Origin of the sequence: Roseicyclus persicicus (assembly GCF_012395815.1) — a bacterium.
In the GTDB taxonomy this organism is placed as follows: Bacteria; Pseudomonadota; Alphaproteobacteria; order Rhodobacterales; family Rhodobacteraceae; genus Roseicyclus; species Roseicyclus persicicus.
In genome coordinates, this window is the sequence record NZ_JAAZQQ010000008.1 from 1 (window position 1) to 25029 (window position 25029).

The following is a 25029-nucleotide window of genomic DNA, read 5'->3' on the forward strand; positions in this document are numbered from 1 at the left end:
TCCGCGAAGTAGGCGTTGTCGAGCGCCTTCCAGGCCTCGTCGATGACGATGATCGTGGGCTTGCGGTCTTCGATCACCCGTTCGACCCGGCGGAAGAGATAGGAGAGGACCGCCATGCGTTCCCGCTCGCTCTCGGAGTCGAGGATGCCGGTCAGGTCGAAGCCCGCGACGTCCGCGTCGGTGCTGCCCCCGATTTGGAAAGTGTCGTGTGCATTCGCCCCGAAAATCCAGCCGTAGCGGCCATCGGCGGTCCATTCCTGCATCCGCTCGAAGAGATCACCTTCGTCATCGGTCGAGACGAGGAGCGAGGCGAAGTCGGACCAGTTCCTGAGGCCGGCGTTCCCGGCACTGGCGTTTTGGCGCACGACCTCTTGAAGGCGGTTGGTCTGCACCGGGGTCAGGGGTCGGTCGCGGCGCTCGAGGAGGCTTGCGAGCCAGTCGGCAAGCCACGCTTGGCCGCGGGCATCGATCTCGGTCTGCAGGGGATTGAGCCCCGTGGGCCGTCCGGCCCGCACCGTCGAATAGCTGCCGCCGAGCGCGCGGACGGCCATTTCCATGCCGGCGCGATAATCGAAGACGAAGAGCCGCGCGCCCGCGCGCCGGGCCATAGTCATCAAGAAAGCCGCCAGCACGGATTTGCCCGACCCGGGGCGGCCGAGGATCAGCGTGTGCCCGCCGGTAGGCTCGCGGTCCGGCGCGCCTTTTTCGTGGAAGTTGAAGCGAAAGCCGCTGCGCTCTGGCGTAGGGAAAAGCGTGATCGGCACGCCCCAGGGCACTTCCCGGCCGGTCTTACCGAGCGGGGTGCGGTGGAAGGTGGCGAGATCGGCGAAGTTGTGGTTCGTGATGACGGCCCTGCGGCTCCGCGCCCCTGTGTTCCCGGGATGCTGCGCCATGAAGTGCGCCCGCGCGCCGAAGGCTTCCGAAATCAGGTTGATGCCGGAGGTGGCAGAGATGTTGCGGATCTCGGCCGAGATGTCGTCGAGGGCGGCCTGAGACCGCGCGTAGACGGCCACGGTCATGTGGTGCTCGCCGAAGATCAGGCGTTTGGACTCCAGATCGTCCTGCGCCAATTCCAGTTCCTGCGCGAGGCTGACCGCCCCGTCATTGGCGGCTTGCATCAAGCGCAGCTGCCGCTTGATCCGGCCCGCCATGATGTTGGCGTTGATCGGCACAAAAGAGTGCGTGACCACCATGTCGACGGGCAGATTCAGCTCGTCGAGCATCAGGCTGTCGGTCTTGGCGGGGTAGTTCTTCACCGCGAAGATCGCGCCGAGCTTGTCGCCGACAGCGCCGTCGGAAAGGGCGATGGTCGTGCCGCGGAAGGTGACGCGGGTATTGGCTACGTCCTCGGCGATCACACCGAGGCGCGACCGGGGGAAGAGCGGGTGCTCCTCGCCCGTGTTGAGTGAACCGAGGAAGCCCAGAAGCTCGCCGGTGCTTGCGGCCAGCAGGCGGGGCTTCAGCTCATCGAAAGACGACAGCAGAAACCACACCACCTCGTCGAGCTTGCGCAAGCGGCGGGTCGTGTCCGCCGCATGTCGCGCGCGAGACGCCCCCAGACCGAAGGGCAGACGGCTGCTCGCCTCGGGGCGCTTCAGCACGGTCAGTGTCAGCGTCTTGTCGCGCAAGCCAGATTGACCCAGATGCGCGCGCCAGCATTGATCGACGGTAGCCGCAAACCCTTCGCCCGGAATGGGCGGCAGGGTCACGTCGACCGCTTTCGAGACCTTGTGCAGGTAGAATGAGAACTCGGTCCCGACCTGCGCCACGATGCCGGCCAGCAACCCGCCGATCCGGTCGAGATGCCCGTCCTCGCTCGTCGTGCTGTTCACCCCCTCGAGCCGGATGCATTGCATCAGCTCGTTGCCGCGTGTCCGGATCGTTTGGTCGGTGACAAGGCTGACGTAAGGCAGCATCGACGAGAGCCGCTTCTCGCCCTTGACCCATGCGGGCAGCGCAGTAAGCGGATCGAGCGCCTCTGCGACGTCATTGGCAAGTCCATCACGGGGCATAGCTGTCGCCTCCGTGCAGCTTGCGGTTTGTCGTGGGCGGGGTTTCCTGCAGGGTGATCACCAGGACATCGAGGAAGTTCGGATCCCAGTCCGCAGCCTTCCAAAGCGCAGGCCAGGCCAGCCCCGCGAAGACGGCCACCACCCAGCTCTGCACCCAGAGGAACAGGAGCGTCGAGCCGAAGAGCCAGACCATGGCGTACATGATCGGCAGGCCCATCAGCTTGGGCGGCCTCAGAAGGCCGATGAACACGCGGGACTGGTCGGACATCGGTATTGCTCAGGTCGTCCAGATCGCGGCGACGATGGTGGGCGCCGCAGCGATGCCTGCGATCGCGACCACGACCCAGAGCGCTTGGCGGAAGTCGAGGATCCCGAAGAGCCAGGAGAGGAAGACGCCGATAAGTGCGAGCGTGCCGATCACGATGCCCAAGGGACCGGTGATCGCATCGACGATGCCCTGTAGCAGCGTTTGCACCGGCGACAGGTCGATACTTTGGGCCAGTGCTGGGCCGGCCAGCACGATGAGGGCCATCGCGCCGAGCGCGACAAAGGAAGATTTGGACGTCACGAAAGGTCTCCTCTCAGCCGCTGGAACACGGCTGTCACACGGGCCACATGGCCTTGGGTTTCTCGAAAGGGGGGAATGCCGCCATGGCGGGTGACCGCATGGGGACCGGCATTATAGGCAGCGAGCGCCAGCGCGGGATCGCCGAACTGCTCGAGCATCATCAGAAGGTAACGCGCCGAGCCATCGAGGTTCTGGGCGGTGTCATGGGGATCGACGCCGAGATCGCGCGCGGTGTCGGGCATCAGCTGGCCGAGTCCGATGGCGCCGACGGGGCTGCGCGCGCCGGGATTGTAGGCGCTCTCGACCTCGATGTTGGCGCGATAGAACAGCGCCCAATCGCTGACCGACAGACCTGCCTGACGCAGGGCACCATGGCTGCCGTAGCGCAGCGCCGTGGTCTCGATGGCGTGGAGGATTTCGGGGGAGGCGCGGACGGCGCGCGGGGCGATCGCTGCGGCAGCTGTCACATCGCTCAGGGGAGCATCATACCCACGGGCCTGCGGTGCGGCAAAGAGAAAGAGACGATCAGGAAGGGGCCCATTCTGGGCATCTTCTTCGCCAGTGAACGAGCGCAAGGTGCTCGCAGTCTCGGCGGTGTCGATCAGTCGGCCATCGGGACTGACCTGGAAGATGAAACCGTCGGCAAGGGCCGGGGGTGCGGAACAAACACCTGTACCCAGTGCAACGACGAGCGCAAACGCGCGATCAGTTGTCCTTGACCAGAACCGGGCCGGTCCTTGGCTCGGACGTGCGCCCGGGTGCTGCGTGGCGCTCGCGGGCGCCTTCGACGAGCGGGATGCTGGCGGTCGTGCAGCCCATGTCGGCAAGGAAGCTGACAAGGCCGACGATGGTCTTGAAATCGCGCAGCTTGAGGACGCTGCGGCTGGTGACGAGCATCTTGTCGTCCCCCCCATCCGGGGCAACCGCGCGGATGACCCAGGCGCCGTACCAGCTGTTGTGGCGCTTCTCGGCGCCTTCCTTGCAGACCACCTCGATGAGATAGCCTTCGGCAAGGAGGCCGCGCAGCCCGTCTTCTGTAACCACATTCGGTGCTTCTTCTATCATGGCCTTCCCTTGGGTCCTTGTTCTGCCTGGGTGCAGTCTCGGGCCCACGGGGTCGCAACACCGCGGGCGATACAAGACAACATAAACGATAGCAAGACAATTAAAACGACTTGACGAAGATTGCCTTGCTCCGATAACGGTGATAGCTGACAAAGTCGTGATCTTAAAGGCGGCAAAGGAGTTTTGCCCTGCACATGTCCTGTGCGCGCAACATCCCCCTGGCGCTGCTGATCACCGTCCTTGTGGTGAGTGGTCCGGCCCATGCCTGCATCCCGCCGGAACGGCCGTTCCTGCCCGCGTCCCGAGAAGACATGCGCGCCTACGCGGACCTGATCCGGGGGGATTTCGAGGCCTACATCGCCGACGTGCAGGAGTATTTCCGCTGCATCGACGAGGAGCGCGCGCGAGCCTTTGTGGATGCCAGGGAAGTGAGCGAGGAATACGGGCGGTTCATCGAGGCTGTCGAGTAGCCCCCCTCCCGCTGGCACTGGGCGGGCCTGATCCGATAGGCCCATCAGGCCCGCCACCCTGCGTCGCCACGGGCTAAACGCACGGCGGCTGGAGGGCGGTTTGCCGGAATGGCGGGAGGAGGGACGGGAAGTCGCGCGCGTCGGTTGACCTCAGGCCACCTCGTCAACCCTCGTTGTCACTTCCTTAACCCAAGCCATCAGCGCCGCGGGATCAGACGGTAGCTGAACTGCCAGCCCTTCCGCGAAACTCTCGAAGGCCGGTCGGTTGAGCGCATTTAGACCGACCAGAACGGGGATCTCCATCGCAACCGCCTCGGCGATCACGTCGCGGAACCCCCGCCCCTCCGCCTCGTGCTTTCCGAACTTGTTGACGATCAGCAGGTCCGCGCCGGATGAGAGGCTGACCTTGACCAGACCCACCGCCGTTTCAAGCGCGGCAGGGTCGAGGCGGCACCCCCGCGCCTGCGGGCCAAGATCCTGGCTGATGCGCAGAACGGGACCATCGGGCAGCACCCGCACATCCATGTCGCAGGGGCCGGCATCGGCGCGCTCGCTGTTGATCTGGACAGTGCCGCAGCATCTGAGGCCCCGGGCTGCGAGGTTCGCTGCCAGCCGTTCAAGCACCAGATCCGTATCGCCGCGTCCGGGCGCCATCGTGTAGGCGAGTTTCATGTCCAGGGCTCCTTCAGGATTGGCAAAAAGGTTGGAATTCAACCAGCGCACCGGCTGGCAGGGATTCGACGTCGGCGGGCAGAAACATCAGCCCGTCCGCTGAAGAGAGCAGCCCGACACGGGCCGAATGCGTGGCACCCTCGAAACCGACGACCTCGCGACCATGTGCATCGAAACCGGCGAGCCTGGCGGGCCGGAGTTCGCAGCGCCCGGGCTTGCGGCGGATTGGGCCTGCGATCACGACATGCCGTCGGGTCGGGGCGGGTCCCGCGCCGCTCAGGGCACGGATCAGCGCCAGTCCGAAGACCTGCCATGTGACGAAGGCCGATACCGGGTTGCCGGGCAATCCAAGCCAGTGCGCCTTGCCGATGCGCCCGACCGACACCGGCTTGCCCGGTTTGATCGCAACGCCGCTGAACAGGGTTTCGCCGCCCAATGCCATGACGGCCGGCTTCACATGATCTTCTTCGCCCACCGAGATACCGCCCGTGGTGATGACAAGATCGGCTTGCGCCGACATGTCGCCCAATTGCCGGACAAGGCCGGCAAGGTTGTCGGCACCATGATCCGAGGCAACGATGTCGACATCCGCAGCTGCAAAGCTTGCCGTCAGCATCGGAGTGTTGACGTCCCAGATCTGGGCGGCCTCACGCGCACCCCCGGCGCGGCGTACCTCGTCGCCGGTGACAAGCAGTGCCACGCGGAGCCTGCGCCGAACGCGCAGGATGCCTGCACCGGCGGCGGCACAGGCGGCGATCTCCCTCGGGCCGAGCCTCTGCCCCTTGTCCAGAACGGTCGCACCCTGGGCCATGTCGCTGCCCGCACGGCGGATGTTCAAGCGCGGTTCGGGTCGGCGCGACAGATGAATGACGTCCCCGTCACGCAGGACGTCCTCCTGCATCACGACAGCGTCCGCGCCATTGGGGATTGGCGCGCCAGTAAAGATCCGGGCCGCCACGGCTCCTGCAACCGGCGTCGTCACCGCCTGCCCAGCAGGCACGCGCGCAACGACTGGCAGCACCCAGGGTCCAGCGCCAGTCAGGGCCGATGTCGCGATTGCATAGCCATCCATTGCCGCATTATCGAAAGCCGGTGCCATGGACCGGGACCGGACCGGCTGGGCAAGAATGCGGCCAAAGGCGTGGTCGAGCGACAGGGCCTCGGTGCGGCCGACCTGTGCTACATTTCCTGCAATCCGGGTCAGTGCCTCGTCGATGCTGATCAGCGCGTGAAGCATGTCCTGACTGTCACAGCCGCAGCCCCGTGACGCGATGGCTTGATGGATGGTCATTGTGCTGCCTCCTCGGCGGAATGGGTAGGCTGGAAATGCCCGGGCCCGATGCTGCAATCGAGATCGCGCAGGCGCCCGTCCTTGAGCCCGTAAATCAGGCCGTGCACCCGGACATCAGCCCCGCGACGCCATGCCCTCTGAAGGATCGGCGTTTCGCAGACACGCCGCACGCCTTCGACGACGTTCAGTTCGGCCAGCCGGTCACGTTGTCCTTCGAGGTCGGGTTCGCGCCCCAGATCGACCGCGTAAGCGCGGGCCAGGCGCCGGATCGGCTCGAGCCAGTGATCGGCGAGACCGTGTGGCAGATCCTCGGTCGCGGCCTTGACCCCGCCGCAGCCATAGTGGCCGCAAACGATGATCTCGCGGACATGCAGAGCATCGACCGCGAATTCCAGCGCCGACAGGAGGTTCATGTCCGAGGAATGAACGATGTTGGCGACGTTGCGATGGACGAACACTTCGCCTGGATCCAGCCCCGCGACCACGTTGGCCGGCACCCGGCTGTCCGAACAGCCGATCCAGAAGAACTCGGGCGCCTGAAGGGCGGCAAGGCGGGTGAAATAGTCAGGCTCTTCGTCGTGACGTTGTTTCGACCACGCCACATTGCGCGCCAGAAGGTCATTCAACATCGGTCGTCTCCGGGAAATCTGGCAGCCCGCGTCTTGAGCGCATGTGTTTCGACAGGATCCGCAGATCGGCCCGGGTCAGCCGGGCGCGGGCAATCGGCAAGAGGATCGCGTTTTCGGCAACGAGGTGGCGCCGCACGTGCCCCGCAAACCTGGACAACACCCCGCGCTCCTTGGAGGACAGATCGGCCCCTCTATCGAGGCAACGAGTGAGCATCGCTCGCACTTCGGGCAGCAGACGCATCGCCTCATCCTGATCGGCCCTGATCCGGTCGATCGCACCCTCAATCGCATCCTCTTCTGTGCAGCGCCGGGCAAGAAGCGGGAACAGGTCCTCAGCCTCGTCGCGCAGGTGGACGTTCAGTTCCTCGTTCACAAAGCGCAGCACCGCTGTCGCTTCTTGGCGATTGAAAGCGTCCGCCGTTGCCAGCGCGTCGATAACTGCGCAAATCTGACGTTCGCGCAGGTGGTCTTCGCTGATGAAGTCCAGAGGATTTGCGAGCAGGCTCGGACTCGTCGGTTTGTCGCCACTTCCGCGCGTCACTGTCTCTGACGGTTTCATCACACGTCCTTTCGCGTGGTTCAGATCGGCGTCAGGCTTGCGCCGGAGATCTGCGCCCCTTGACCGAGGCTCTCCACGAAGGCGCGCGAGGCGCGCGCCCAGGCTGCCTTTTCCAACGCCTGCGCGATCTTCGGCCGAACGGTGTCGTAGGGCAGCACCTGCCCCGGCGCCGTGGCATTCAGTCGGATGATATGCCAGCCGTGGCGCGATAACACGGGCGCCGGGGTCACGGCCCCTTCGGTCAGGGAGCGCAGGGCTGCCTCGAACTCCGGCACGGTGTCGCCGGGGCCAAGCTGACCCAGATGGCCGCCAGAAGCCTTCGAACCGCAATCGCTTTCGCGCGCGGCAGCGGCAAATCCCTTGGCATCGCCGTCGAGTCGCGCCAGCAGGGCAATGGCCCGTGCCTCGGCCGCGGCGCACTCGGCTTCGTCGCGCGGATCGCAGGCGCACAGGATGTGCGAGACATCCCAGAGCGGTGCCGAACGATATCGGGCGGGGTCTTTCTCCCATTCCGCGCGCACGGCCTCTTCACCGACGGGTTCGATCACCAGCGCCTCGTCCAGAAGGGCGCGGATCAGGGCTTCGTCGTCTGTCTCGAACCGCCCAAGAGCCAGCTCGAGCGGGTCGGCCGTCAACCCCCGTCGCTTCGCCTCTTGCAACAGCAGTGCACGGATGGCCAATGCTTGCGCGGCCTTGCGCCAGGCGATGCCCGGCTTGTCCTTGGGGGCTTCGTGGTTCTGGGCCTCGGCGGCGATTGCCGCCGAGGGGATGGTTTCGCCGTTCACGACGACATCGGGAAACAGGGCCACGTTCATCTGGCTCACTCCGCTGGCGTCGTGGCGGTGGGACCGCGCTTGGCTTGCACCTTGTCATAGGCGCGGCGGCGTTCTTCCAGCGGACGGTGGCGGCGCGACCGCACGATCTGGTAGCCGGGCCGCGTCAGCAGGTAGCGGAACGGCGCGGCGAAACCGGACCAGATGTGGACGAGCCGCGTGAACGGAAACAGCGCCGTGATGACGAGACCGAGGAAGATGTGCAGCTTGTAGAGCCAGTGCACGTCGACGACGGTGACCCAGGCGTTGATGTTCCAGCTGACCACGCTCTGCGACCAGGTCATGAAACGGACCATTTCAGACCCGTCCATGTGTTGCAGTGTCTGGGTGATCGTCAGCAGGCCGATGGCCAGCTGAAGCCAGATCAGGACCATGATCAGGATGTCGGGGAAAGTCGATGTCACGCGGATGCGCGGATCGACCAGGCGGCGATGGATCAACATGGTCGATCCGATCAGGGCGGCGATGCCAGCCGGGCCACCGATCAGCACCGCCATCCATTGCTTCAGCGCATAGGGAATGCCGATGGCATCCAGCACCCAGATCGGCGTGAAGAGGCCGATAAGGTGCCCGAAGAACACGGTCAGGATGCCAACGTGGAACAGGATCGAACCCCAGATCAGCTGCTTGCGACGCAGGAGCTGGCTCGAGGAACTCTTCCAGGTGAAGGGGTCCCGCTCGTAGCGCACGATCGATCCCACCAGGAAGATCGTCAGCGCGACATAGGGCATGACCCCGAAGATGACGAAGTTGATGTCGAAGTCGCCGAACATGTCATGCACTCCTGTTCAATTGTTGCGGGGTCGGTTTGTCCATCGCCGCGAGCATGTCGCGGACCTGCGGACAACCGGCGTTCGGATCTGGGCCGAAGGTGACTTCCGTTTCCTCCCAGACAGCGTCGAGCGCCGCGAGGTCGGTCGGATCATCATCGGGCTGGGCCAGCATGTCGGCCACCGCTTCGGCGTCGGCCTTGTCACCTGACAGCTGCAAAAGAGCGGCGAACGCGGCGGCATATCCGCTGTCGCGCCGGACGAGCCGGGCCGCGAGAGCATCGATGATATGCGCCGCGTCCGCCAAGGTTTCCTGCACTTCTGCGAAGGGACGCGTCGACAGGAATTCCAGCAGCACCGGCAGGTGATCCGGCAGTTCCGTTGTGGCGGGCTCGAACCCGCCTGCCCGGTAGGTCTCGATCAGACTGACCATTGCACCGCCGCGGTCCCGGCTTTCGCCATGAACGTGCTCGAAGAGATTGAGCGACAGCGTCCGCGAGCGGTCGAAGAGCATCACATAACTCTCCTGCAGATCGTAGAGGTCGGCGTCTGCGAAGCCATCAGTCAACGAGCGCAGCGCAGCGCGTGTATCGGTGGCGATGCGAGGATCGGAACCAAGAATTGTCCCGATCTCGGGCATCGCCTCCTGAAGTTCCCGCGAGGGATAGCTCAGGATCAGCGACAGGGCTTTCAGGGAACGGTCCAGCATCAGAAGGTCTCCTGCGGAAGGGCGAATTTCTTTTTCTTGCCGCCGAAGAGCGTCGTCTTGCCCGCCTCGCCGGTGGAACAGCCGTTGCCGTCGGTGAAGCCGCAGCCGCCGCGGATGTCGGCGCCATGCTCGTTCTGTTCGCGGTGCGCCGTGGGGATCGCGAAACGATCCTCGTAATCGGCGATGGCCATGATCTTGTACATGTCCTCGATCACCCGACCGGACATGCCGACCCGGGCGGCAATCGCCTCGTCGCGCACGCCGTCAACGCTGAGGGCCCGCATGTAGAGCCGCATCGCCGACATGCGTTCGAGGGCGTGAACGATGGGCTCCTCGTCGCCCGCCGTCAGCATGTTGGCGAGGTATTTGACGGGGATGCGCAGGGAGCGGACGTCGGGCATCTGGTCGCTCATCGCGATCTGGCCCGCCTGAGCGGCGTTCTGGATCGGGCTGAGCGGCGGGATGTACCACACCATCGGCAGCGTCCGGTATTCCGGGTGCAGCGGGAAGGCGACCTTCCAATCCATCGCCATCTTCCAGACCGGGCTGACCTTCGCCGCCTCGATCCAGTCCTCGGGCACGCCGTCGCGGCGCGCCGCGGCGATCACCTCGGGGTCGTTCGGGTCGAGGAAGACGTCGAGCTGCGCGCCGTAGAGATCGGTCTCGCGCTCGGCGCTGGCCGCAGCTTCGATCTTGTCTGCGTCATAAAGGATCACGCCCAGATAGCGAATGCGCCCGACGCAGGTTTCCGAGCAGACCGTCGGCTGGCCGCTTTCGATCCGCGGATAGCAGAAGGTGCATTTCTCGGATTTGCCGGTGTCCCAGTTGTAATAGACCTTCTTGTAGGGGCAGCCCGAGACGCACATCCGCCAGCCGCGGCACTTCTCCTGGTCGATCAGAACGATGCCGTCCTCCTCGCGCTTGTAGATCGCGCCCGAGGGACAGGAGGCGGAACAGGTGGGGTTAAGGCAGTGCTCGCACAGGCGCGGCAGATACATCATGAAGGTGTTTTCATACTCTCCATAGATGTCCTTCTGCACCTGATCGAAGTTGTAGTCCTGAGACCGCTTCGAGAATTCGCCGCCGAGGATTTCCTCCCAGTTCGGACCCTTCTCGATCTTCTCCATCCGCTCGCCGGTGATCTTCGAGCGGGGGCGCGCGGTCGGGAACGCGGTCATGTCGGGCGCCGATTTCAGGTGGTCGTAGTCGAAATCGAACGGCTCGTAGTAGTCGTCGATCTCGGGCATGGCCGGGTTGGCGAAGATGTTCGCCAGGATCCGCCATTTCGACCCCTGCTTGGGATGCAGCTTGCCCGAGGCCGAGCGCACCCAGCCGCCGTTCCAGCGCTTCTGGTTCTCCCAGTCCGTCGGATAGCCGGTGCCGGGCTTGGTCTCGACGTTGTTGAACCACGCGTATTCGACACCTTCGCGCGTCGTCCACACGTTCTTGCAGGTGACCGAGCAGGTGTGACACCCGATGCATTTGTCGAGGTTCAGGACCTTGCCGATTTGCGCACGAACTCTCATTCCGCTGCCTCCACGTTCTGGGTTGCGGACCGGCTTGCGGGTTTGTCGAGCCAGTCGATCTTCTTCATTTTCCGCACGATCACGAACTCGTCGCGGTTGCTGCCCACGGTGCCGTAGTAGTTGAAGCCGTAGGACAGCTGCGCATAGCCGCCGATCATGTGCGTGGGTTTCAGGGTGGCGCGGGTCACCGAGTTGTGGATGCCGCCGCGATTGCCGGTCTTTTCCGAACCGGGCGTGTTCACGATCTTTTCCTGCGCGTGATACATGAATAGCGTCCCCTGCTTGATCCGCTGGGACACCACCACCCGCGCGGTCAGCGCGCCGTTGGTGTTGTAGGCTTCCACCCAGTCGTTATCGACCAGCCCGGCTTTCTTCGCGTCCACCTCGGACATCCAGACCACCGGGCCGCCCCTGTTCAGCGTCAGCATCAGCAGGTTGTCGGTGTAGGTGCTGTGGATGCCCCATTTCTGGTGGGGCGTGATGAAGTTCAGCACCACGTGCGGGCTGCCCTCAGCCGCGTCGTTGTTGACGGCTGCAGTGATCGTCTTGAGGTCCACCGGCGGACGATAGCTGACGAACCCTTCGCCGAAGGCGCGCATCCATTCGTGATCCTGGTAGAGCTGCTGGCGGCCCGTCAGGGTGCGCCACGGGATCAGTTCGTGGACGTTGGTGTAGCCCGCGTTGTAGCAGACATCTTCGCTTTCGATCCCCGACCAGGTGGGCGACGAGATGATCTTGCGCGGTTGCGCGGCGATGTCGCGGAAGCGGATCTTGGTGTGATGTGCGCCCTCCGCGAGGTGGGTATGGTGCTGCCCCGTGGGCTTCTCAAGTTCTTCCCAGGCCTTCACGGCCACTTCGCCGTTGGTTTCCGGGGCGAGCATCAGGATCATCTCGGCCGCGTCGATGGCGGTTTCGAGTTTCGGCTGGCCTTTGGACACGCCCTCATCTTGAACGATGCCGTTCAGATCGCGCAGATGCTTGACCTCGGTCTTGGTGTCCCAGTTGATCCCCTTGCCACCGTTGCCGAGCTTCTCCAGCAGCGGCCCGACCGAGGTGAACTTCTTGTAGAGGTTGGGATAATCCCGCTCGACCGCGATGTAGTTCGGCGCAGTCTTGCCGGGGATCAGGTCGCATTCGCCCTTCTTCCAGTCCTTCACATGGGCCTGTGCCAGTTCGGCGGCGGTGTCATGGAGAAGCGGCAGCTGGACGATGTCGGTCTCCACGCCGAGCACCTCGGGCGCCACTTCGCTGAACTTCCGGGCGATCGACTTGAAGATCTCCCAGTCCGACTTGCTTTCGTAGGCCGGGTCGACCGCCGCCTGCAGCGGGTGGATGAAGGGGTGCATGTCCGAGGTGTTGAGGTCGTCTTTTTCGTACCAGCTGGCCGTCGGCAGGACGATGTCGGAATACACCGCCGTCGTGGACATGCGGAAGTCGATGCAGACCAGCAGGTCGAGCTTGCCCTTCGGCGCTTCGTCATGCCAGACGGCCTCCTTCGGCATCACGCCGCCTTCCTCGCCAAGGTCCTTGCCCATCACCCCGTGGTCGGTGCCCAAGAGGTGCTTGAGGAAGTACTCGTGTCCCTTGCCGGACGACCCCAGCAGGTTCGAGCGCCAGACAAACAGGTTGCGCGGCCAGTTTTCCGGGGCGTCCGGATCCTGACACGACATTTCCAGATCGCCGGATTTCAGCTGTTCGGCGACGTAGTCCTTGATCTCCTTCCCAGCCTTCTTTGCGGCTTTCGAGACTTCCAGAGGATTGGTCTTGAGCTGCGGGGCGGACGGCAGCCAGCCCATGCGCTCGGCCCGGATGTTATAGTCTATCAGACTGATGTCCCAATCGCCCTCGGGTGCGGTCGGCGACAGGATCTCGCCCGCGCGCAATGTCTCGTAGCGCCACTGGTCGGTATGGGCGTACCAGCAAGACGTCGAGTTCATATGCCGCGGCGGTCGGTTCCAGTCGAGTGCGAAGGCTAAAGGTTGCCAGCCCGTCTGCGGGCGTAGCTTCTCCTGACCCACGTAGTGCGACCAGCCGCCGCCTTCCTGCCCGATGCAGCCGCACATCACCAACATGTTGATGATGCCGCGGTAGTTCATGTCCATGTGGTACCAGTGGTTCAGACCGGCCCCGAGGATGACCATGGACTTGCCATGGGTCTTTTCGGCGTTGCCTGCGAATTCGCGGGCGACCGCGATGATTTTCTCCCTCTCAACGCCGGTGATCTTTTCGGCCCAGGCGGGGGTGTAGGGACTGTCGTCGTTGAAATCCTTGGACACCCAGTCACCGCCAAGACCCCGGTCGAGGCCGTAGTTGGCGCAGAAGAGGTCGAAAACGGTGGCAACCAGCGCTTCGGATCCGTCGGCCAGTTTCACGCGGCGCGCCGGAATGTTCCGGGTCAACACTTCGGGGTGATCGCATTTCACGAAATCGCCCGTGGCCGCACCGCCGAAATAAGGGAAGTTAACGCCTACGACCTCATCGTGATCGCCATCCATGATCTGGCTGAGGCGCAGCTTGCTTTCAGCGCCCTTCGCTTTCTCTTCGAGGTTCCACTTGCCCTCTTCGCCCCAGCGGAACCCGATGGACCCGTTCGGAGCCACGATCTGACCCGACGCCTCGTCATAGGCGACGGTCTTCCAGTCGGGGTTGTTGGCCTCGCCCAGCTTGCCGTCGAAGTCGTCAGCGCGCAGCATCCGGCCCGGCACAAGGTGGCCGTCCTTTTCATCCAGCCGAACCAGCATCGGCATGTCGGTATACTTGCGGGCGTAGTCCTCGAAATACTCGGCCTGCCGGTCGAGGTGGAATTCGCGCAGGATCACGTGACCCATCGCCATTGCCAGCGCCGCGTCGGTGCCCGCCTGCGGGTTCAGCCAGATGTCGCCGAACTTGGCGGCTTCCGAATAGTCGGGGCTGACCACGGCCGACTTGGTGCCGCGATAGCGGACCTCGGTGTAGAAATGGGCGTCGGGTGTCCGGGTCTGGGGCACGTTCGAGCCCCAAAGCATCAGGAAACCTGCATTGTACCAGTCGGCCGATTCCGGAACGTCAGTCTGTTCGCCCCAGGTCTGGGGGGAAGCTGGCGGCAGGTCGCAGTACCAGTCGTAGAACGACATGCAGGTACCGCCCAGCAGGCTCAGGTAGCGTGAACCGGCGGCGTAGCTGACCATCGACATGGCCGGGATCGGCGAGAAGCCGAACACGCGGTCGGGCCCGTAGGTCTTGGCCGTGTAGGCGTTGGCGGCGGCGATGATCTCGGTCGCTTCGTCCCAGGTGGCCCGCACGAAGCCGCCTTTGCCCCGCGTTTTGTTGATCGAATTGCGCAGGGCGGGATCGCCCTGGATCGCGGCCCAGGCGGCCACCGGCGTCATCGTCTCGCGCATCTTCCGCCACGCCCGCATCAGCGCACCACGGATCAACGGGTTCTTCACCCGGTTCGCGGAATAGAGATACCAGCTGTAGGAGGCTCCCCGCGCACAGCCGCGCGGCTCGTGGTTGGGCAGGCCCGCACGGGTGCGCGGATAGTCGGTCTGTTGGGTTTCCCAGGTGACGATCCCGGATTTTACGTAGATCTTCCATGAACACGACCCGGTGCAGTTCACCCCGTGCGTCGAGCGGACGATCTTGTCGTGCCGCCAGCGGTTCCGGTAGGTGTCTTCCCAGCTGCGATCCTCGCGGGTGGTCTGACCCCAACCGTCGGAGAATTGCTCCAGTTCCTTGCTCTGGAAGAAGTTCAGTTTGTCGAGCAGATGGCTCATTTGGCTGTCCTTTCGGGTGTCTGGGTCCGGGCGGCGAGCTCCGCCGCCCGGGAAATCAACTGAATCATTCAGCGGGCTGGGCTGCGGTGCCCTGCGGCGTGCGGCCATGTTCGATGTCGTGGAGAAGGCCGCCGGGGCGCGTGTAGACCACCCAGGTGATGACGACGCAGATCACGTAGAAGATCAGGAAACCCCACAGCGCCCCAACGGCAGACCCGGTCATCGCGATTGATGTCCCGTAGGCCTTGGGGATGAAGAAGGCGCCGTAAGCCGCGATGGCCGAGGTGAAGGCCACGATCGCGCCGGACTCCATCGCGATCTGACGCTTGCGCTCTTCAGCACCCAAGTGCGGCATCAGGCGCGGAATTTCGCGACCCATGATCACCGGGATCATCTGGAAGGTCGACGCGTTGCCGACACCGGTCAGGAAGAAGAGCGCCATGAAGCAGGCGAAGAAGCCGACGAAGGAGCCCAATCCAAGGAAGCTGATCACACCGAAGGTGGCGACGATCATCAGGGCGAAAGTCCAGAAGGTCACGCGACCGCCCCCGAACTTGTCCGAGATCCAGCCGGTGGCAGCGCGGCTCAGCGCCCCCACGAGCGGCCCAAGGAACACGTAGTTGAGTGCGTTCACTTCGGGAAAGGCCAGGCGCGTCAGCAGAGGGAAACCCGCCGAGTAGCCGATGAAGCTGCCGAAGGTGCCGGTGTAGAGGATGCACATCAACCAGTTCTGCTTGCGTCCGAAGATCACTGCCTGGTCGGCAAAGCTGGCGCGTGCATCTGCGATGTCGTTCATGCCCAACCAGGCCGCTATGGTCGCTGCGAGGATGAAGGGCACCCAGACGAAGCCTGCGTTCTGCATCCACAGCTGACCGCCGTCGGACATGGTCTGCGGTTGCCCGCCAAGTGCCCCGAAGACACCCGCCGTGATGACGATGGGCACGAGGAACTGCATGACCGACACGCCGAGGTTCCCCAGCCCCGCGTTCAGCGCCAGTGCGTTGCCCTTTTCGGCCTTCGGGAAGAAATAGCCGATATTGGCCATCGACGAGGCGAAGTTGCCGCCGCCAAAGCCGCACAGAAGGGCCAGGACGAGGAAAATCAGGTAAGGCGTGTCGGGGTTCTGCACCGCATATCCGATGCCCATGGCGGGCAGCAGCAGCGAAGCGGTCGACAGCGTCGTCCACAGCCGCCCACCGAAGATCGGCACCATGAAGCTGTAGAAGATGCGGAGCGTTGCGCCCGACAGGCCCGGCAAGGCCGCCAGCCAGAACAGCTGTCCCGGGGTGAAGTCGAACCCGATGGCGGGCAAGCGAGCCACGACCACCGACCACACCATCCAGACCGAGAAGGCCAGCAGAAGCGCCGGGATCGAGATCCACAGGTTCCGGCGTGCAACGGCACGGCCCTTTTCGGCCCAGAATTGTTGGTCCTCCGGCCGCCAGTCCTCCAGCACGCGCGGCATGGCGGTGCGTTCGGGGTGGTGAATGTCCTGCATCTCGGGCAGTTGCGGCAACTGGTCGAGCACTTCACCATGCGCAGCGCGCTCCATCGCGCGGATCGACAGGTGCATCCAGGTCAGAGCGATAGCGACCAGCCCGAAGAGCAGCGCAAAGCATGACGTGTAGATGCCCGTGAGATCGAGGAGAGCGCCGAAGGCGATCGGCAGGACAAAACCGCCAAGGCCCCCGATCATGCCAACAAGACCGCCGACGGCGCCCACATGTTTGGGGTAGTAGACCGGGATGTGCTTGAAGACTGCCGCCTTGCCGAGGCTCATGAAGAAGCCCAGAGCGAAGAGCGTGACGATGAAGGGCCAAAGACCCATTTGTGTCGAGAAGGCGATGGCACCGTCCTTGCCCTGGATGACGTAATCCGTGGGCGGGTAGCTCAGCATGAACAGGAACAGCAGGGAAAAGCCGAAGGTCCAGTACATGACCCTCCGCGCGCCAAACTTGTCCGACAGCACGCCGCCATAGGCGCGGAACAACGAGGCTGAAAGGCTGAAGGACGCCGCCGCCATCCCAGCGAAGCGCACATCGATGCCGTAGACGTCGATCAGGTAGTGCGGCATCCACAGCGCCAGCGCGACGAAGGCACCGAACACGAAGAAATAGTAGAGCGAAAAGCGCCAGACCTGGAGGTTCTTCAATGGCGCGAATTGCTGCGCCAGTGTCGGTGCCTTGGTGCCGGTCTTGCGGCGCTCGACCAGCTCAGGGTCGTCCTTGGCGAGCAGGAAGAACAGCACGCCGATGATGGCGAGCCCCGCCGCCCAGACATAGGCCACGCCATGCCAGCCATAGGCGACCATGACGAAGGGAGCGACGAACTTGGTGACCGCGGCGCCGACGTTGCCCGCACCGAAGATACCCAGCGCGGTCCCTTGGTGGCCGGCGTCATACCAGCGGCTGACATAGGCGACGCCGATGATGAACGATCCGCCCGCGAGGCCGATGCCAAGGGCCGCGATCAGATACATGATGTAGCTGTCTGCGAGCGTTAGCGCCCATGTGGCCAGCGCCGTCAGGATCATCTGGCTCGAGAACACCAGCCGCCCGCCGTATTTTTCGGTCCAGACGCCGAGAAACAGGCGGGTGACCGATCCGGTCAGGATCGGGGTGGCGACCAGCAGGCCGAACTGTGTGTCATTCAGGCCAAGCTCGGCCTTGATGGCGACACCGATGATGGAAAAGATCGTCCAGACCGCGAAACAGGCGGTGAAGGCGATCGTGCTCAAGCTCAGGGCGCGTGTCTGATCGGCGCGTGAGGCTGTGGCTACGGTCTGCATGGCGGGTCTCCGGCAAGAATAGCGGTTCACCCCTGTGAGGGGATCACTGCCAGACCTGACGCGACGGCGACGCTCGTGACTTGATCTAGATCACAAAACCTGGAAAAGGATAACGAAATAAATGGCTTACAGAAATATGTCATCCGGTGCGCGGTCGCAGATCAAGGCTGCGGTCGCGAAGGTCAACCGACCGGTTGACATATATCAATTGATTTGGTGACAATTGTTAAGCGCGCGATGTGGGAGGGAGAACGACGTGCCCGATTCCGAATACCGGGAAATTCGAAAGCTCGATCTCTTTGCACATATGGCGGATGATAATTTCACATCCTTGATGCGGGGCGCCTATGTGCAGAATTTTCCTGCACAGATCGAATTGATCACTGAAGGAGAACCGAGCGATTTTCTTCATATCGTCGTTTCGGGCTCGGTCGATCTGTTTTCGACCTGGAATGGCCGAGAGACCAGCATGGCGACCGTCCGCCCGATCTCGACCTTCATTCTAGCGGCGACCATTAAGGATGCGCCCTACCTGATGTCGGCCCGCACGTTGGAGAAAAGCCGGATCGCGCTGATCCCCAGCCAGGACGTTCGCGCGATCTTCGACGCCGACGGCAACTTTGCCCGTGCGATCGTCACTGAACTGGCGCAGTGCTATCGCTCGGTCATCAAGGCGCAAAAAGACCTGAAACTCAGAACGTCGCTCGAGCGGCTCGCGAATTACCTGCTCAGGCAACAAAGGCACGCCGGCGGTGGGGCTGCGTTCGAGTTGGACTTCGAGAAGCGGCGCCTGGCCTCTGTGCTGGGCATGACACCTGAAAATCTCAGCCGCGCCTTCAAAGGCCTGCAGCCCTACGGGGTGACCGTGACCGGCACTCGCATCACCATCGACAGTCAGGCGGATCTTGAGCGCTTTGCGAGACCAAATCCACTGATTGATGACTTTTCAACTTGAGGGACTGACAGATGACCAAATCCATGCCCGGCGCCGCCGGAGATCTCGCCGAGGAACACCCCGATGTCTGGAAGGCCTATGCTGCCTTGGGCAAGGCTACAGCCGAATGCGGCCCGCTGAAGGACCGCGAAAAGCGCCTTGTCAAACTCGCACTCGCGATTGGCGCCGGATCCGAAGGCGCGGTCCATTCCCACACCCGGCGTGCCAGATCGGAGGGCATTGAGGCTGAGGCGATCATGCAGGTAGCGATGCTGGCCATCGGCCCGCTTGGCCTGCCTCGTGCCGTCGCCGCAAAGACCTGGATCGAAGACATCAAGGATTGACGTTCAGGGAAGCGGGCTGACCCCAAAAAGCAATGGATGCGCCCAGAGCAGCGCCCCGTAAAGCGCAACGCCTGCCGCAAGCCGTAGGAGAGTGCCCCCCGACAGGGACGCCAAGAGGAGCGGCGCCTCCGCTCCGCGATCAAGCATCCGTTGCCATTCTGGCCCCATCTCGCGGCTTTTGCGCCGGTCGATCAGTCGGCCTCCCAGCAGCGCGAAGGCGGCGAAGGTACCGAACAGGATCACATGGGCCAGATCTCCGTTGGGCACGACATGGGCCGCCGCCCAAAGCGCCAACGCCAGAAGCAGCGGGTGACGCGACAAGCGGACGATTCCGGGCCGTGCAGGATCGAACAGATCGTTGCGCGCCCCGCCGAACGAGAACGGGTTGGGCCGGCCGATGGACAGCGCGAGGATCAGGCAGACCGGCCCCATGACCGTCAGTGGGACATGGACCTGCCATAGGGCCCAATCCCAAAGGGTAACATGCGGTGCGCGACCCGCCGCCCCGATCAACCAGGAAAGTACCGCCAGCGACAGGACAGAATAGGCCAGTGTGAAGCCGGAAGCGCCTAGTCGAGCCTGAAGCCGAGGCCGCAACGGCGGGCGCACGGGCAAGGAATGCGACAGGAAGAACACGACATAGGCGAGGGCGAACTCGAACCATCCCATCGGTGCGCGCCTCAGATCCGCTTGGCGGCGGGCAGACGTAGCAAAAGCCCGCCGTAAATGACCGCAAAGCTGCCGAAGGCGACGATCCACGACAGCCCGGACACCGTGTGCAACGGGCTGGAAAATTCGGGCCATACGCCCCCAGCGACCCGCGCGAATACGGACAGGATCAGGGCCAGATAGATCATGACGGTCCCTGCTCCCGCCCGCAGGTCCTGCCCGGTATGACCAAGCGTGGCGCGTGTCATCACCGCCAGTGTCATCAGGCCGATTGCCCCCGCCATCCAGAAATGCTGCGCGCCCGCCATTCCGAAGGATCCGGGAGCCAAGATTTCTGCGGCCAATGCCAGGGCCCCCAACGGCACGAAGGCATAGCCTGCGTGCAACACAGTCACCAGCGGCTCGGCAAAGGTGTGGTGTCCGGCCCAACGGGCCAATCGCAGGGCGTGCAACACGGCTGCCAGCGCAAGCGCCAATCCAGTCAGCGTCCCGAGAGGCAGTGCTACCCACAGCATAACCGCCACCAAAAGGGTCCCGAGCGCCCCCTTATCGAAGGGCTGCATCGGCGCTGCGGGCAGTACGGCGCTGCGCCGCTTCACCAGCCAGTTACGGGTGAAGGACGGCACTATTCGGCCGCCGATGACCGCGATCATCATCACGCCCGCGCCCAGGCCTAGTCGCAGGCCGTAACCTTGCGCGGCATACTCGCCTCGCGCGGCCTCCCAGTGAAACAGCGCGTTACCGAGGGCAAAGACCGCGAGCATCCCCAGCACGATCAGATTGCGCCAGTTCCGGCCCGCCACGATTTCGCGCCCGATCACCGTGGCCAGTACGACCGGGAAGGCAAGGTCGACCGCCGCCACCAGCAGCCCCGGCAACCCCGCCGAAAAGATCACAGCCACGCGCCCCACGAGCCACAGAGCCGCCAGTCCGCCCAGCGGCCAGCCGACGATTGGCAGGCGCCCCGTCCAGTTTGGCACCGCAGTCAGGAGAAAGCCCGCGACGACGGCGCCGAGATAACCGTAGAGGAACTCGTGCGCGTGCCATGACACGGGGTCGAAGGCTGTGGGCAACATCAGGTGCCCTGACAGCATCGGCACCCAAAACACCATCGCCAGCACGGCCCAGACCGCCGCACCGAAAAAGAACGGGCGGAACCCGTAGGTCAGGATCGCGGGTCCGGTCCAGGCGCGCATCTGATCGGCGGTCGAGGTCATTTGTGGCGTCCCTTGCGCGCTCAGGCCGGCGCCGCGGCGGCAATGCGGCGGTAGCCCGCCGTGCCATGATAGAAACCGTTGCTCAGGCCCGCATCCCCGCTCAGCGTCGCAAGGCGGGCATCGGCCTCGCCTGTCGGCACGCGCCCATCGAGCACATCGCGAAACACCTGCGCCACCGCGACCATGTCCACCGCCTGTGGCATCAGCCGCAGGTGCGTGACGCCATCGGCAATCAGACGGGCCACTTCGGGGAGCAGGTCGACATAGCTTTCCGACAGGGTCTGGATGCCGTTCACCCGCAGGATCGGGCGGTCGTCGCGGGTGCGGAGCGGCATGCCGTCGGGGTCTTCTTCACAGACGAACTGGCAGTTGTCCTTGGTGTGGCCGTGCGCGCGGGCGTGATAGCACCGCGCTGACACAGCCAGAGACGCGCGGCCGTAAACCTGCACCTCGACACCCAGGCCCAACGCAACTGCTGCCTGCGCCGCGGCTGCAATGGCCGGGGCCGGCATCTCGGCCGGTAGGCAGACATGGGTCGCGCCCTGCCCGGCCATCCAGGCTATCGTCGCGTCGTTGTAGGCGTTCATGAAGGGGCCGATCCGATGCGGACGCTTACCGCGCGCGTAAAGCCCTGCGGCGTTGTTCACCTCCATCTCGGGCGAGACCATCTCGGCGATGTCCTCGGTTGCCTTGCGCTCGCGTTTCAGCATCACCTCGGCCAGCGTTGACAGGATCACGCGCTTGCCTGCGCGCTCCAACCGCTCGATCGTGGCCGGCAGGTCTGCCTGGTGGAAGGGCGCGCGCTTGGAGCAAATCACCTCGCCCAGATAAACCTCGTCGACGGGCGCCTCATCCGCGATGCGGGCATAGAAGTCACGCCGTGCATCCGCGGACCAGTGGTAAGCGATCGGGCCGAGCGTCAGTTTCGTCATGGTATTCACCGCCATTTCTTTGTCTCGAAGGCGCCCTGGGTCTGCTTCTGCCCCTCGGTCAGGGCGATCAGGTCGGCGATGTTTGCCTCGCGTCCGGCCTTGATGTCATCCACCGCTGCGCGGAACGCACGCACAACGCCGCGGACATAGCTCTTCGAGCGCTGACGCCCTTCGATCTTGAAAGCATGCACGCCCGCCTCGATTAATTCGGGCAGGAGCCGCGACAGATTCAGGCTGATCGGTTCCTCGAAGGCGTAGTAGCCCTCGGGGCGATGGGGCGCGGCGTAGCGGCCCTTGCAGATCGTGGGATAGCCGGCCTTCTCCTCGGGCCCGAACCGGTCGATGGTGAAACCCGCGAGCTGCGAGGACATCGACCCGTCAGCGTCGCGCACATATTCCACATCTGAGGCGGGCGAGCACACCCCGTCCATGTTCGTGGATTGACCCGTCAGGTAATTGGTCAGGCTGCATCGCCCTTCCACCATCAGCCCGTGATTGCCGAAGATAAAGGTCTCGATCTCGCAGGGAATCTCGCGGCGGATCTGGCGGATCTCGGGGATTGTCAGGATGCGCGGCAGGACCACACGCTTTACACCGAAGTTCTCGCAATAGTAGCGGATCGCCTCGGGCGATGAGGCCGCGGCCTGTACCGACAGGTGCAGCCGGACGCCCGGATACATCCGGGCGATGTAGTCGGCCACGCCCATGTCGGCCACGATGAAGGCATCAACGCCCAAGCGCGCGCCGGTGTCCGCCGCATGTCGCCAGAGATCGACCTTGCCCGCAGGCGGATAGGTATTCAGCGCCAGCAACACCTTGGTGCCGCGCGCATGGGCATAGGTCACCGCCTCGGCCAGTTCATCGGGGGTGAAGTTCAGCCCCGGGAAGTTCCGCGCATTGGTCGCATCCTGGAAGCCGCAATAGACCGCATCGGCGCCCGCGTCGACGGCGGTGCGCAGCGCGGCGGGGGTGCCCGCGGGGCAGATCAGTTCGGCAAGGCTCATGCGTATTCCCTCGGTTTGGTGGCATCCGGATAGGCCCGCCGCAACCGTGCGAGAACCGCCCGTCCGGGTGTCCCGAACATCGCCGACGCCTCCTCGGCCAGCGAGCCGTCCATGTCGTCGAGCGCATTCCTAAGACGAACGACGGCCTCGGTGTCCCCGCTGATTTCCAGATCGCGCGAGAAGAAGGCCGCATCGCCGTCCTGCTCGGCGTCGATCAGTTCCAGAAGCAGCAAGAACCGCCCGCGGATCGTGGCCCCGACCTGCGGCGCCGTATCGCGCGGCACGGCGCGGAAGACGAGCGCCTGCGGGTCGGGGCGGAGATGCAGCGCAAAGGGCAGTTCCACGGGATCGATCAGGAAGTCAGTCGCCTGGTGCGGTCCGAGCCGCGCGAAGAGAGACGGGTGCCGCGCCGCGACCCGACGGACAACGCGCGTCAGGACCGGTTGCAGCACAAGGCAGGCAAGCCGCGCGATCGCGCCTTCGCCGGGCCGCAACCGGGCCGTTGGTTCGCTCGTCGGGATCATGATGGGTCCTTTCGCTCCCCCGATACTCCCTTCTCCGTCACGATCCTGTCGAGGGGAATGTCATGGGGCTGCGGGTAGATTGTGGTCAGTCGGGCTGCCGCCAGCGCGATGCCGATGGTGACGGGCCGCGGCGAGAGCGCGGCCAGTGTCCGGTCGTAATAGCCGCCGCCCCAGCCGAGCCGATAACGGCCTGCATCCCAGCCGAGGCAGGGCGCGAGCGCGATGTCGGGCGTCAGGACCTCCGCCTCGGGCGGCGGAACGGGGATGTTCCAATGGCCGCGCAGCATGCGCATGCCCGGCATCCATCGTCGGAACACGAGCGGCGCTGCGGGGGTCTCCACCACCGGCAGCGCGATACAGACGCCCGCCGCGTGAAGATCGGACAGGATCGGGCGCAGATCCGGTTCTCCTCGGATCGGCCAGTAGCCGGCGAGCACGGTCTCCCGGAGGGTCCCGCGCGCGGCGAGGACCGTTTCGAGATGACTGCAGATAGAACTGCTCACATGCGCCCGTCCTGTCTGGCCCAACCCCTCCCTCAGGCTGGCCAGCCTTGCCCGCTCGGCTCGACGCCAGCGCGCCACGTCACGCGCCTGCTGCACATCCGTGCCAAGCGGATCGAAATAGGTCGGGTCCACCTCCGCCGCCATGCAGGGGGGCGAGGCATAGGCTCCCTGTCCGCTCATGGACACGCACCTTCCTCGGCCACAGGTGCGACAGCGGCGTTGCACCAGTCCATGACGGCAGCCTCGGTCGGTGTGAGGATCGTCGCCATGCCATCGGCATAGCGGTCGAACGCGGCCCTGTGGGTTTCGGAGAGACCCGTCAGGACAGGAACGCCGCGGGCAAGCGCCTCGGAGATCAGCGCGCGGAAGCCGCGCCCCTCTGCCTCGCTCAGGCCAAACTTGTTGAGGATCACGAGGTCTGCCCCGCCGGCCCGAAGCCGCGACATCGCCAACCCGACGGCCTCCTCGAAGGCGCCCGCATCCATCCGGCAGGCGGTGGCGCCGGGTCCGAGATCTTGCGTGATGCGCCAGCGCGGCCCGTTGGGCAGAAGCCAGAGATCGCAGTCGCACGATCCCGATCCGGCATCGGGCGAGGCCGCGCGCAACGCACCCACCAGCCGGACGCCGTCCCGCGTTAGCCGGTCAGCCATCGCGTCCATAAGACGATCCGTCCCGCCGCGTCCTTCGACTGTCACCCCCGCAAGCTGCATCTTCGCCTCAAGCCGGCTCGAAGCGCGGGAACAGCACATCGTTCTCCAGCGCGATATGGGCGGCAAGGTCGTCGAACAGCGCCGCCAGGCCGCCATAGAGCGAGCGCCAGGAGCCACAGGCGTGCTCGGGCGGCGTCAGATCGCAGGTGAGCCGCCGGATCAGCGCGATGGGGTGCTCGATGCCCGGCCCGCCGCCCGCGCGCATGGCCGGAAACAGGATCATCTCCTCCTTCATCATGTGATCCTCCATCTCCCCGGCGAGCGTCCGGATGGCCGCGGCGAGCCCCGTGGGCGCCTCGGGATCGTCCGCGTGCACCCGCTCGACCCGGTCGGCGAGCAGTACGAGCGAGGCGAGATCCTCCCGATGCATCTCGTGATAGCGCGTCAGGATGTGATCGATCAGCGCGCCGGTCTCCTGAGGCACGTCCGTTTCTGGGAGGTCTTTCATTGCGGGTCCTTTCCCTCGCGCGTCGCCCGGTCCTTGCGTGGGCCGCAGCGAATTGGTATTTGAGATACGCATACCGCTCGTGAATGCGCATTTCAAC

General features: G+C 64.5%; 26 protein-coding genes. 3 read left to right on the plus strand and 23 right to left on the minus strand.

The genetic code is table 11. The annotated features are described in order from the left end of the window. The 5 genes from HCU73_RS18110 to HCU73_RS18130 form a co-directional block, all read right to left on the minus strand. On the minus strand, nt 1–2012 hold a 2012-nt coding region (locus HCU73_RS18110), incomplete at its 3' end, for a VirB4 family type IV secretion/conjugal transfer ATPase (protein WP_168624899.1). Continuing rightward, complete coding sequence (locus HCU73_RS18115; protein WP_018065947.1) at nt 2002–2280, minus strand: VirB3 family type IV secretion system protein; 279 nt, start codon at nt 2278–2280, stop codon at nt 2002–2004. The genes HCU73_RS18110 and HCU73_RS18115, both read right to left, overlap by 11 nt. Before the next feature lie 9 nt (nt 2281–2289). Further along, entirely contained in the window at nt 2290–2580 is a 291-nt protein-coding gene (locus HCU73_RS18120) for a TrbC/VirB2 family protein (protein WP_028095512.1), read from the minus strand. Then, nucleotides 2577–3155: a lytic transglycosylase domain-containing protein gene (locus HCU73_RS18125; RefSeq protein WP_239025631.1), complete on the minus strand. Its 579-nt coding sequence runs from the start codon at nt 3153–3155 to the stop codon at nt 2577–2579. The genes HCU73_RS18120 and HCU73_RS18125 overlap by 4 nt, the downstream gene beginning before the upstream one ends. Nucleotides 3156–3285: 130 nt before the next feature. After that, a complete protein-coding gene (locus HCU73_RS18130; protein WP_210730706.1) occupies nt 3286–3645 on the minus strand; it encodes a hypothetical protein in 360 nt (119 codons plus the stop codon). 194 nt (nt 3646–3839) lie between these two features. Here HCU73_RS18130 and HCU73_RS18135 point away from each other — a divergent pair, with 194 nt between their 5' ends. Continuing rightward, nucleotides 3840–4115 carry a hypothetical protein gene (locus tag HCU73_RS18135; protein ID WP_284482209.1) on the plus strand — a complete coding sequence of 92 codons (276 nt, stop codon included), beginning with the start codon at nt 3840–3842 and terminating at the stop codon, nt 4113–4115. Between the two features lie 150 nt (nt 4116–4265). On the opposite strand, the gene HCU73_RS18140 is transcribed toward HCU73_RS18135, so the two are convergent. The 10 genes from HCU73_RS18140 to HCU73_RS18185 form a co-directional block, all read right to left on the minus strand. Next, nucleotides 4266–4787, minus strand: coding sequence for a DUF2478 domain-containing protein (locus HCU73_RS18140; RefSeq protein WP_168624901.1), 522 nt, complete (start codon nt 4785–4787; stop codon nt 4266–4268). 13 nt (nt 4788–4800) lie between these two features. Then, entirely contained in the window at nt 4801–6078 is a 1278-nt protein-coding gene (locus HCU73_RS18145; RefSeq protein ID WP_168624902.1) for a molybdopterin molybdotransferase MoeA, read from the minus strand. Next, nucleotides 6075–6707 carry a carbonic anhydrase gene (locus tag HCU73_RS18150; RefSeq protein ID WP_123644118.1) on the minus strand — a complete coding sequence of 211 codons (633 nt, stop codon included), beginning with the start codon at nt 6705–6707 and terminating at the stop codon, nt 6075–6077. Before HCU73_RS18150 ends, HCU73_RS18145 begins: the two co-directional genes overlap by 4 nt. After that, nucleotides 6697–7266 (minus strand): hemerythrin domain-containing protein, encoded by a 570-nt coding sequence (locus HCU73_RS18155; protein WP_168624903.1) that lies wholly within the window; start codon nt 7264–7266, stop codon nt 6697–6699. Before HCU73_RS18155 ends, HCU73_RS18150 begins: the two co-directional genes overlap by 11 nt. 20 nt (nt 7267–7286) lie before the next feature. Further along, nucleotides 7287–8081, minus strand: a complete 795-nt coding sequence (locus HCU73_RS18160) for a peptidylprolyl isomerase (protein WP_168624904.1) — start codon at nt 8079–8081, stop codon at nt 7287–7289. A gap of 5 nt (nt 8082–8086) precedes the next feature. Further along, nucleotides 8087–8872, minus strand: coding sequence for a respiratory nitrate reductase subunit gamma (narI, locus tag HCU73_RS18165; protein ID WP_168624965.1), 786 nt, complete (start codon nt 8870–8872; stop codon nt 8087–8089). Nucleotide 8873: 1 nt separating this feature from the next. Beyond that, nucleotides 8874–9578 carry a nitrate reductase molybdenum cofactor assembly chaperone gene (gene narJ, locus HCU73_RS18170; RefSeq protein ID WP_210730707.1) on the minus strand — a complete coding sequence of 235 codons (705 nt, stop codon included), beginning with the start codon at nt 9576–9578 and terminating at the stop codon, nt 8874–8876. After that, nucleotides 9578–11104 (minus strand): nitrate reductase subunit beta, encoded by a 1527-nt coding sequence (gene narH / locus HCU73_RS18175; protein ID WP_050930785.1) that lies wholly within the window; start codon nt 11102–11104, stop codon nt 9578–9580. The genes narJ and narH overlap by 1 nt, the downstream gene beginning before the upstream one ends. Beyond that, entirely contained in the window at nt 11101–14859 is a 3759-nt protein-coding gene (locus HCU73_RS18180) for a nitrate reductase subunit alpha (RefSeq protein ID WP_109565321.1), read from the minus strand. The genes narH and HCU73_RS18180 overlap by 4 nt, the downstream gene beginning before the upstream one ends. A gap of 64 nt (nt 14860–14923) precedes the next feature. After that, nucleotides 14924–17647: a nitrate/nitrite transporter gene (locus HCU73_RS18185; protein ID WP_109565320.1), complete on the minus strand. Its 2724-nt coding sequence runs from the start codon at nt 17645–17647 to the stop codon at nt 14924–14926. Nucleotides 17648–17903: 256 nt separating this feature from the next. Between HCU73_RS18185 and HCU73_RS18190 the strand changes: the two genes are divergently transcribed. Both HCU73_RS18190 and HCU73_RS18195 read left to right on the plus strand, forming a co-directional pair. Beyond that, nucleotides 17904–18602: a cyclic nucleotide-binding domain-containing protein gene (locus tag HCU73_RS18190; RefSeq protein ID WP_123644113.1), complete on the plus strand. Its 699-nt coding sequence runs from the start codon at nt 17904–17906 to the stop codon at nt 18600–18602. A gap of 11 nt (nt 18603–18613) precedes the next feature. Continuing rightward, nucleotides 18614–18925, plus strand: coding sequence for a carboxymuconolactone decarboxylase family protein (locus HCU73_RS18195; RefSeq protein ID WP_123644112.1), 312 nt, complete (start codon nt 18614–18616; stop codon nt 18923–18925). A gap of 3 nt (nt 18926–18928) precedes the next feature. On the opposite strand, the gene HCU73_RS18200 is transcribed toward HCU73_RS18195, so the two are convergent. From HCU73_RS18200 to HCU73_RS18235, 8 genes are read right to left on the minus strand one after another with little or no spacing between them, the layout of a single operon-like run. After that, nucleotides 18929–19594, minus strand: a complete 666-nt coding sequence (locus tag HCU73_RS18200) for an NnrU family protein (protein ID WP_168624905.1) — start codon at nt 19592–19594, stop codon at nt 18929–18931. A gap of 11 nt (nt 19595–19605) precedes the next feature. Further along, on the minus strand, nt 19606–20811 hold the full coding sequence (locus HCU73_RS18205) for an NnrS family protein (protein ID WP_168624906.1): 1206 nt from the start codon (nt 20809–20811) through the stop codon (nt 19606–19608). Nucleotides 20812–20831: 20 nt separating this feature from the next. Continuing rightward, the gene (ubiV, locus tag HCU73_RS18210) at nt 20832–21743 is read right to left on the minus strand and encodes a ubiquinone anaerobic biosynthesis protein UbiV (RefSeq protein WP_239025632.1); all 912 of its coding nucleotides are present in this window, start codon (nt 21741–21743) and stop codon (nt 20832–20834) included. 5 nt (nt 21744–21748) lie between these two features. Continuing rightward, a complete protein-coding gene (gene ubiU / locus HCU73_RS18215) occupies nt 21749–22747 on the minus strand; it encodes a ubiquinone anaerobic biosynthesis protein UbiU (RefSeq protein ID WP_168624908.1) in 999 nt (332 codons plus the stop codon). Further along, nucleotides 22744–23271 carry a ubiquinone anaerobic biosynthesis accessory factor UbiT gene (gene ubiT / locus HCU73_RS18220; RefSeq protein WP_095590942.1) on the minus strand — a complete coding sequence of 176 codons (528 nt, stop codon included), beginning with the start codon at nt 23269–23271 and terminating at the stop codon, nt 22744–22746. Before ubiT ends, ubiU begins: the two co-directional genes overlap by 4 nt. Continuing rightward, nucleotides 23268–23954: a 5-formyltetrahydrofolate cyclo-ligase gene (locus HCU73_RS18225; protein ID WP_239025633.1), complete on the minus strand. Its 687-nt coding sequence runs from the start codon at nt 23952–23954 to the stop codon at nt 23268–23270. The genes ubiT and HCU73_RS18225 overlap by 4 nt, the downstream gene beginning before the upstream one ends. After that, nucleotides 23951–24523 (minus strand): DUF2478 domain-containing protein, encoded by a 573-nt coding sequence (locus HCU73_RS18230; protein WP_338052137.1) that lies wholly within the window; start codon nt 24521–24523, stop codon nt 23951–23953. The genes HCU73_RS18225 and HCU73_RS18230 overlap by 4 nt, the downstream gene beginning before the upstream one ends. Further along, nucleotides 24492–24932, minus strand: a complete 441-nt coding sequence (locus HCU73_RS18235; protein ID WP_239025635.1) for a hemerythrin domain-containing protein — start codon at nt 24930–24932, stop codon at nt 24492–24494. The genes HCU73_RS18230 and HCU73_RS18235 overlap by 32 nt, the downstream gene beginning before the upstream one ends. Nucleotides 24933–25029: the final 97 nt, after the last annotated feature.

What these genes read in the sequence shown, in the direction of transcription:
- HCU73_RS18205 (WP_168624906.1), bottom strand. Translation starts at nt 20,811, where the DNA reads ATGACCTCGACCGCCGATCAGATGCGCGCCTGGACCGGACCCGCGATC.
- narH (WP_050930785.1), bottom strand. Translation starts at nt 11,104, where the DNA reads ATGAGAGTTCGTGCGCAAATCGGCAAGGTCCTGAACCTCGACAAATGC.
- HCU73_RS18160 (WP_168624904.1), bottom strand. Translation starts at nt 8,081, where the DNA reads ATGAACGTGGCCCTGTTTCCCGATGTCGTCGTGAACGGCGAAACCATC.
- ubiV (WP_239025632.1), bottom strand. Translation starts at nt 21,743, where the DNA reads ATGACGAAACTGACGCTCGGCCCGATCGCTTACCACTGGTCCGCGGAT.
- HCU73_RS18135 (WP_284482209.1), top strand. Translation starts at nt 3,840, where the DNA reads ATGTCCTGTGCGCGCAACATCCCCCTGGCGCTGCTGATCACCGTCCTT.
- narJ (WP_210730707.1), bottom strand. Translation starts at nt 9,578, where the DNA reads ATGCTGGACCGTTCCCTGAAAGCCCTGTCGCTGATCCTGAGCTATCCC.
- HCU73_RS18150 (WP_123644118.1), bottom strand. Translation starts at nt 6,707, where the DNA reads ATGTTGAATGACCTTCTGGCGCGCAATGTGGCGTGGTCGAAACAACGT.
- HCU73_RS18140 (WP_168624901.1), bottom strand. Translation starts at nt 4,787, where the DNA reads ATGAAACTCGCCTACACGATGGCGCCCGGACGCGGCGATACGGATCTG.
- ubiT (WP_095590942.1), bottom strand. Translation starts at nt 23,271, where the DNA reads ATGATCCCGACGAGCGAACCAACGGCCCGGTTGCGGCCCGGCGAAGGC.
- narI (WP_168624965.1), bottom strand. Translation starts at nt 8,872, where the DNA reads ATGTTCGGCGACTTCGACATCAACTTCGTCATCTTCGGGGTCATGCCC.
- HCU73_RS18130 (WP_210730706.1), bottom strand. Translation starts at nt 3,645, where the DNA reads ATGATAGAAGAAGCACCGAATGTGGTTACAGAAGACGGGCTGCGCGGC.
- HCU73_RS18185 (WP_109565320.1), bottom strand. Translation starts at nt 17,647, where the DNA reads ATGCAGACCGTAGCCACAGCCTCACGCGCCGATCAGACACGCGCCCTG.
- HCU73_RS18200 (WP_168624905.1), bottom strand. Translation starts at nt 19,594, where the DNA reads ATGGGATGGTTCGAGTTCGCCCTCGCCTATGTCGTGTTCTTCCTGTCG.
- HCU73_RS18155 (WP_168624903.1), bottom strand. Translation starts at nt 7,266, where the DNA reads ATGAAACCGTCAGAGACAGTGACGCGCGGAAGTGGCGACAAACCGACG.
- HCU73_RS18180 (WP_109565321.1), bottom strand. Translation starts at nt 14,859, where the DNA reads ATGAGCCATCTGCTCGACAAACTGAACTTCTTCCAGAGCAAGGAACTG.
- HCU73_RS18145 (WP_168624902.1), bottom strand. Translation starts at nt 6,078, where the DNA reads ATGACCATCCATCAAGCCATCGCGTCACGGGGCTGCGGCTGTGACAGT.
- HCU73_RS18235 (WP_239025635.1), bottom strand. Translation starts at nt 24,932, where the DNA reads ATGAAAGACCTCCCAGAAACGGACGTGCCTCAGGAGACCGGCGCGCTG.
- HCU73_RS18195 (WP_123644112.1), top strand. Translation starts at nt 18,614, where the DNA reads ATGACCAAATCCATGCCCGGCGCCGCCGGAGATCTCGCCGAGGAACAC.
- HCU73_RS18225 (WP_239025633.1), bottom strand. Translation starts at nt 23,954, where the DNA reads ATGAGCGGACAGGGAGCCTATGCCTCGCCCCCCTGCATGGCGGCGGAG.
- HCU73_RS18115 (WP_018065947.1), bottom strand. Translation starts at nt 2,280, where the DNA reads ATGTCCGACCAGTCCCGCGTGTTCATCGGCCTTCTGAGGCCGCCCAAG.
- HCU73_RS18230 (WP_338052137.1), bottom strand. Translation starts at nt 24,523, where the DNA reads ATGTGCTGTTCCCGCGCTTCGAGCCGGCTTGAGGCGAAGATGCAGCTT.
- ubiU (WP_168624908.1), bottom strand. Translation starts at nt 22,747, where the DNA reads ATGAGCCTTGCCGAACTGATCTGCCCCGCGGGCACCCCCGCCGCGCTG.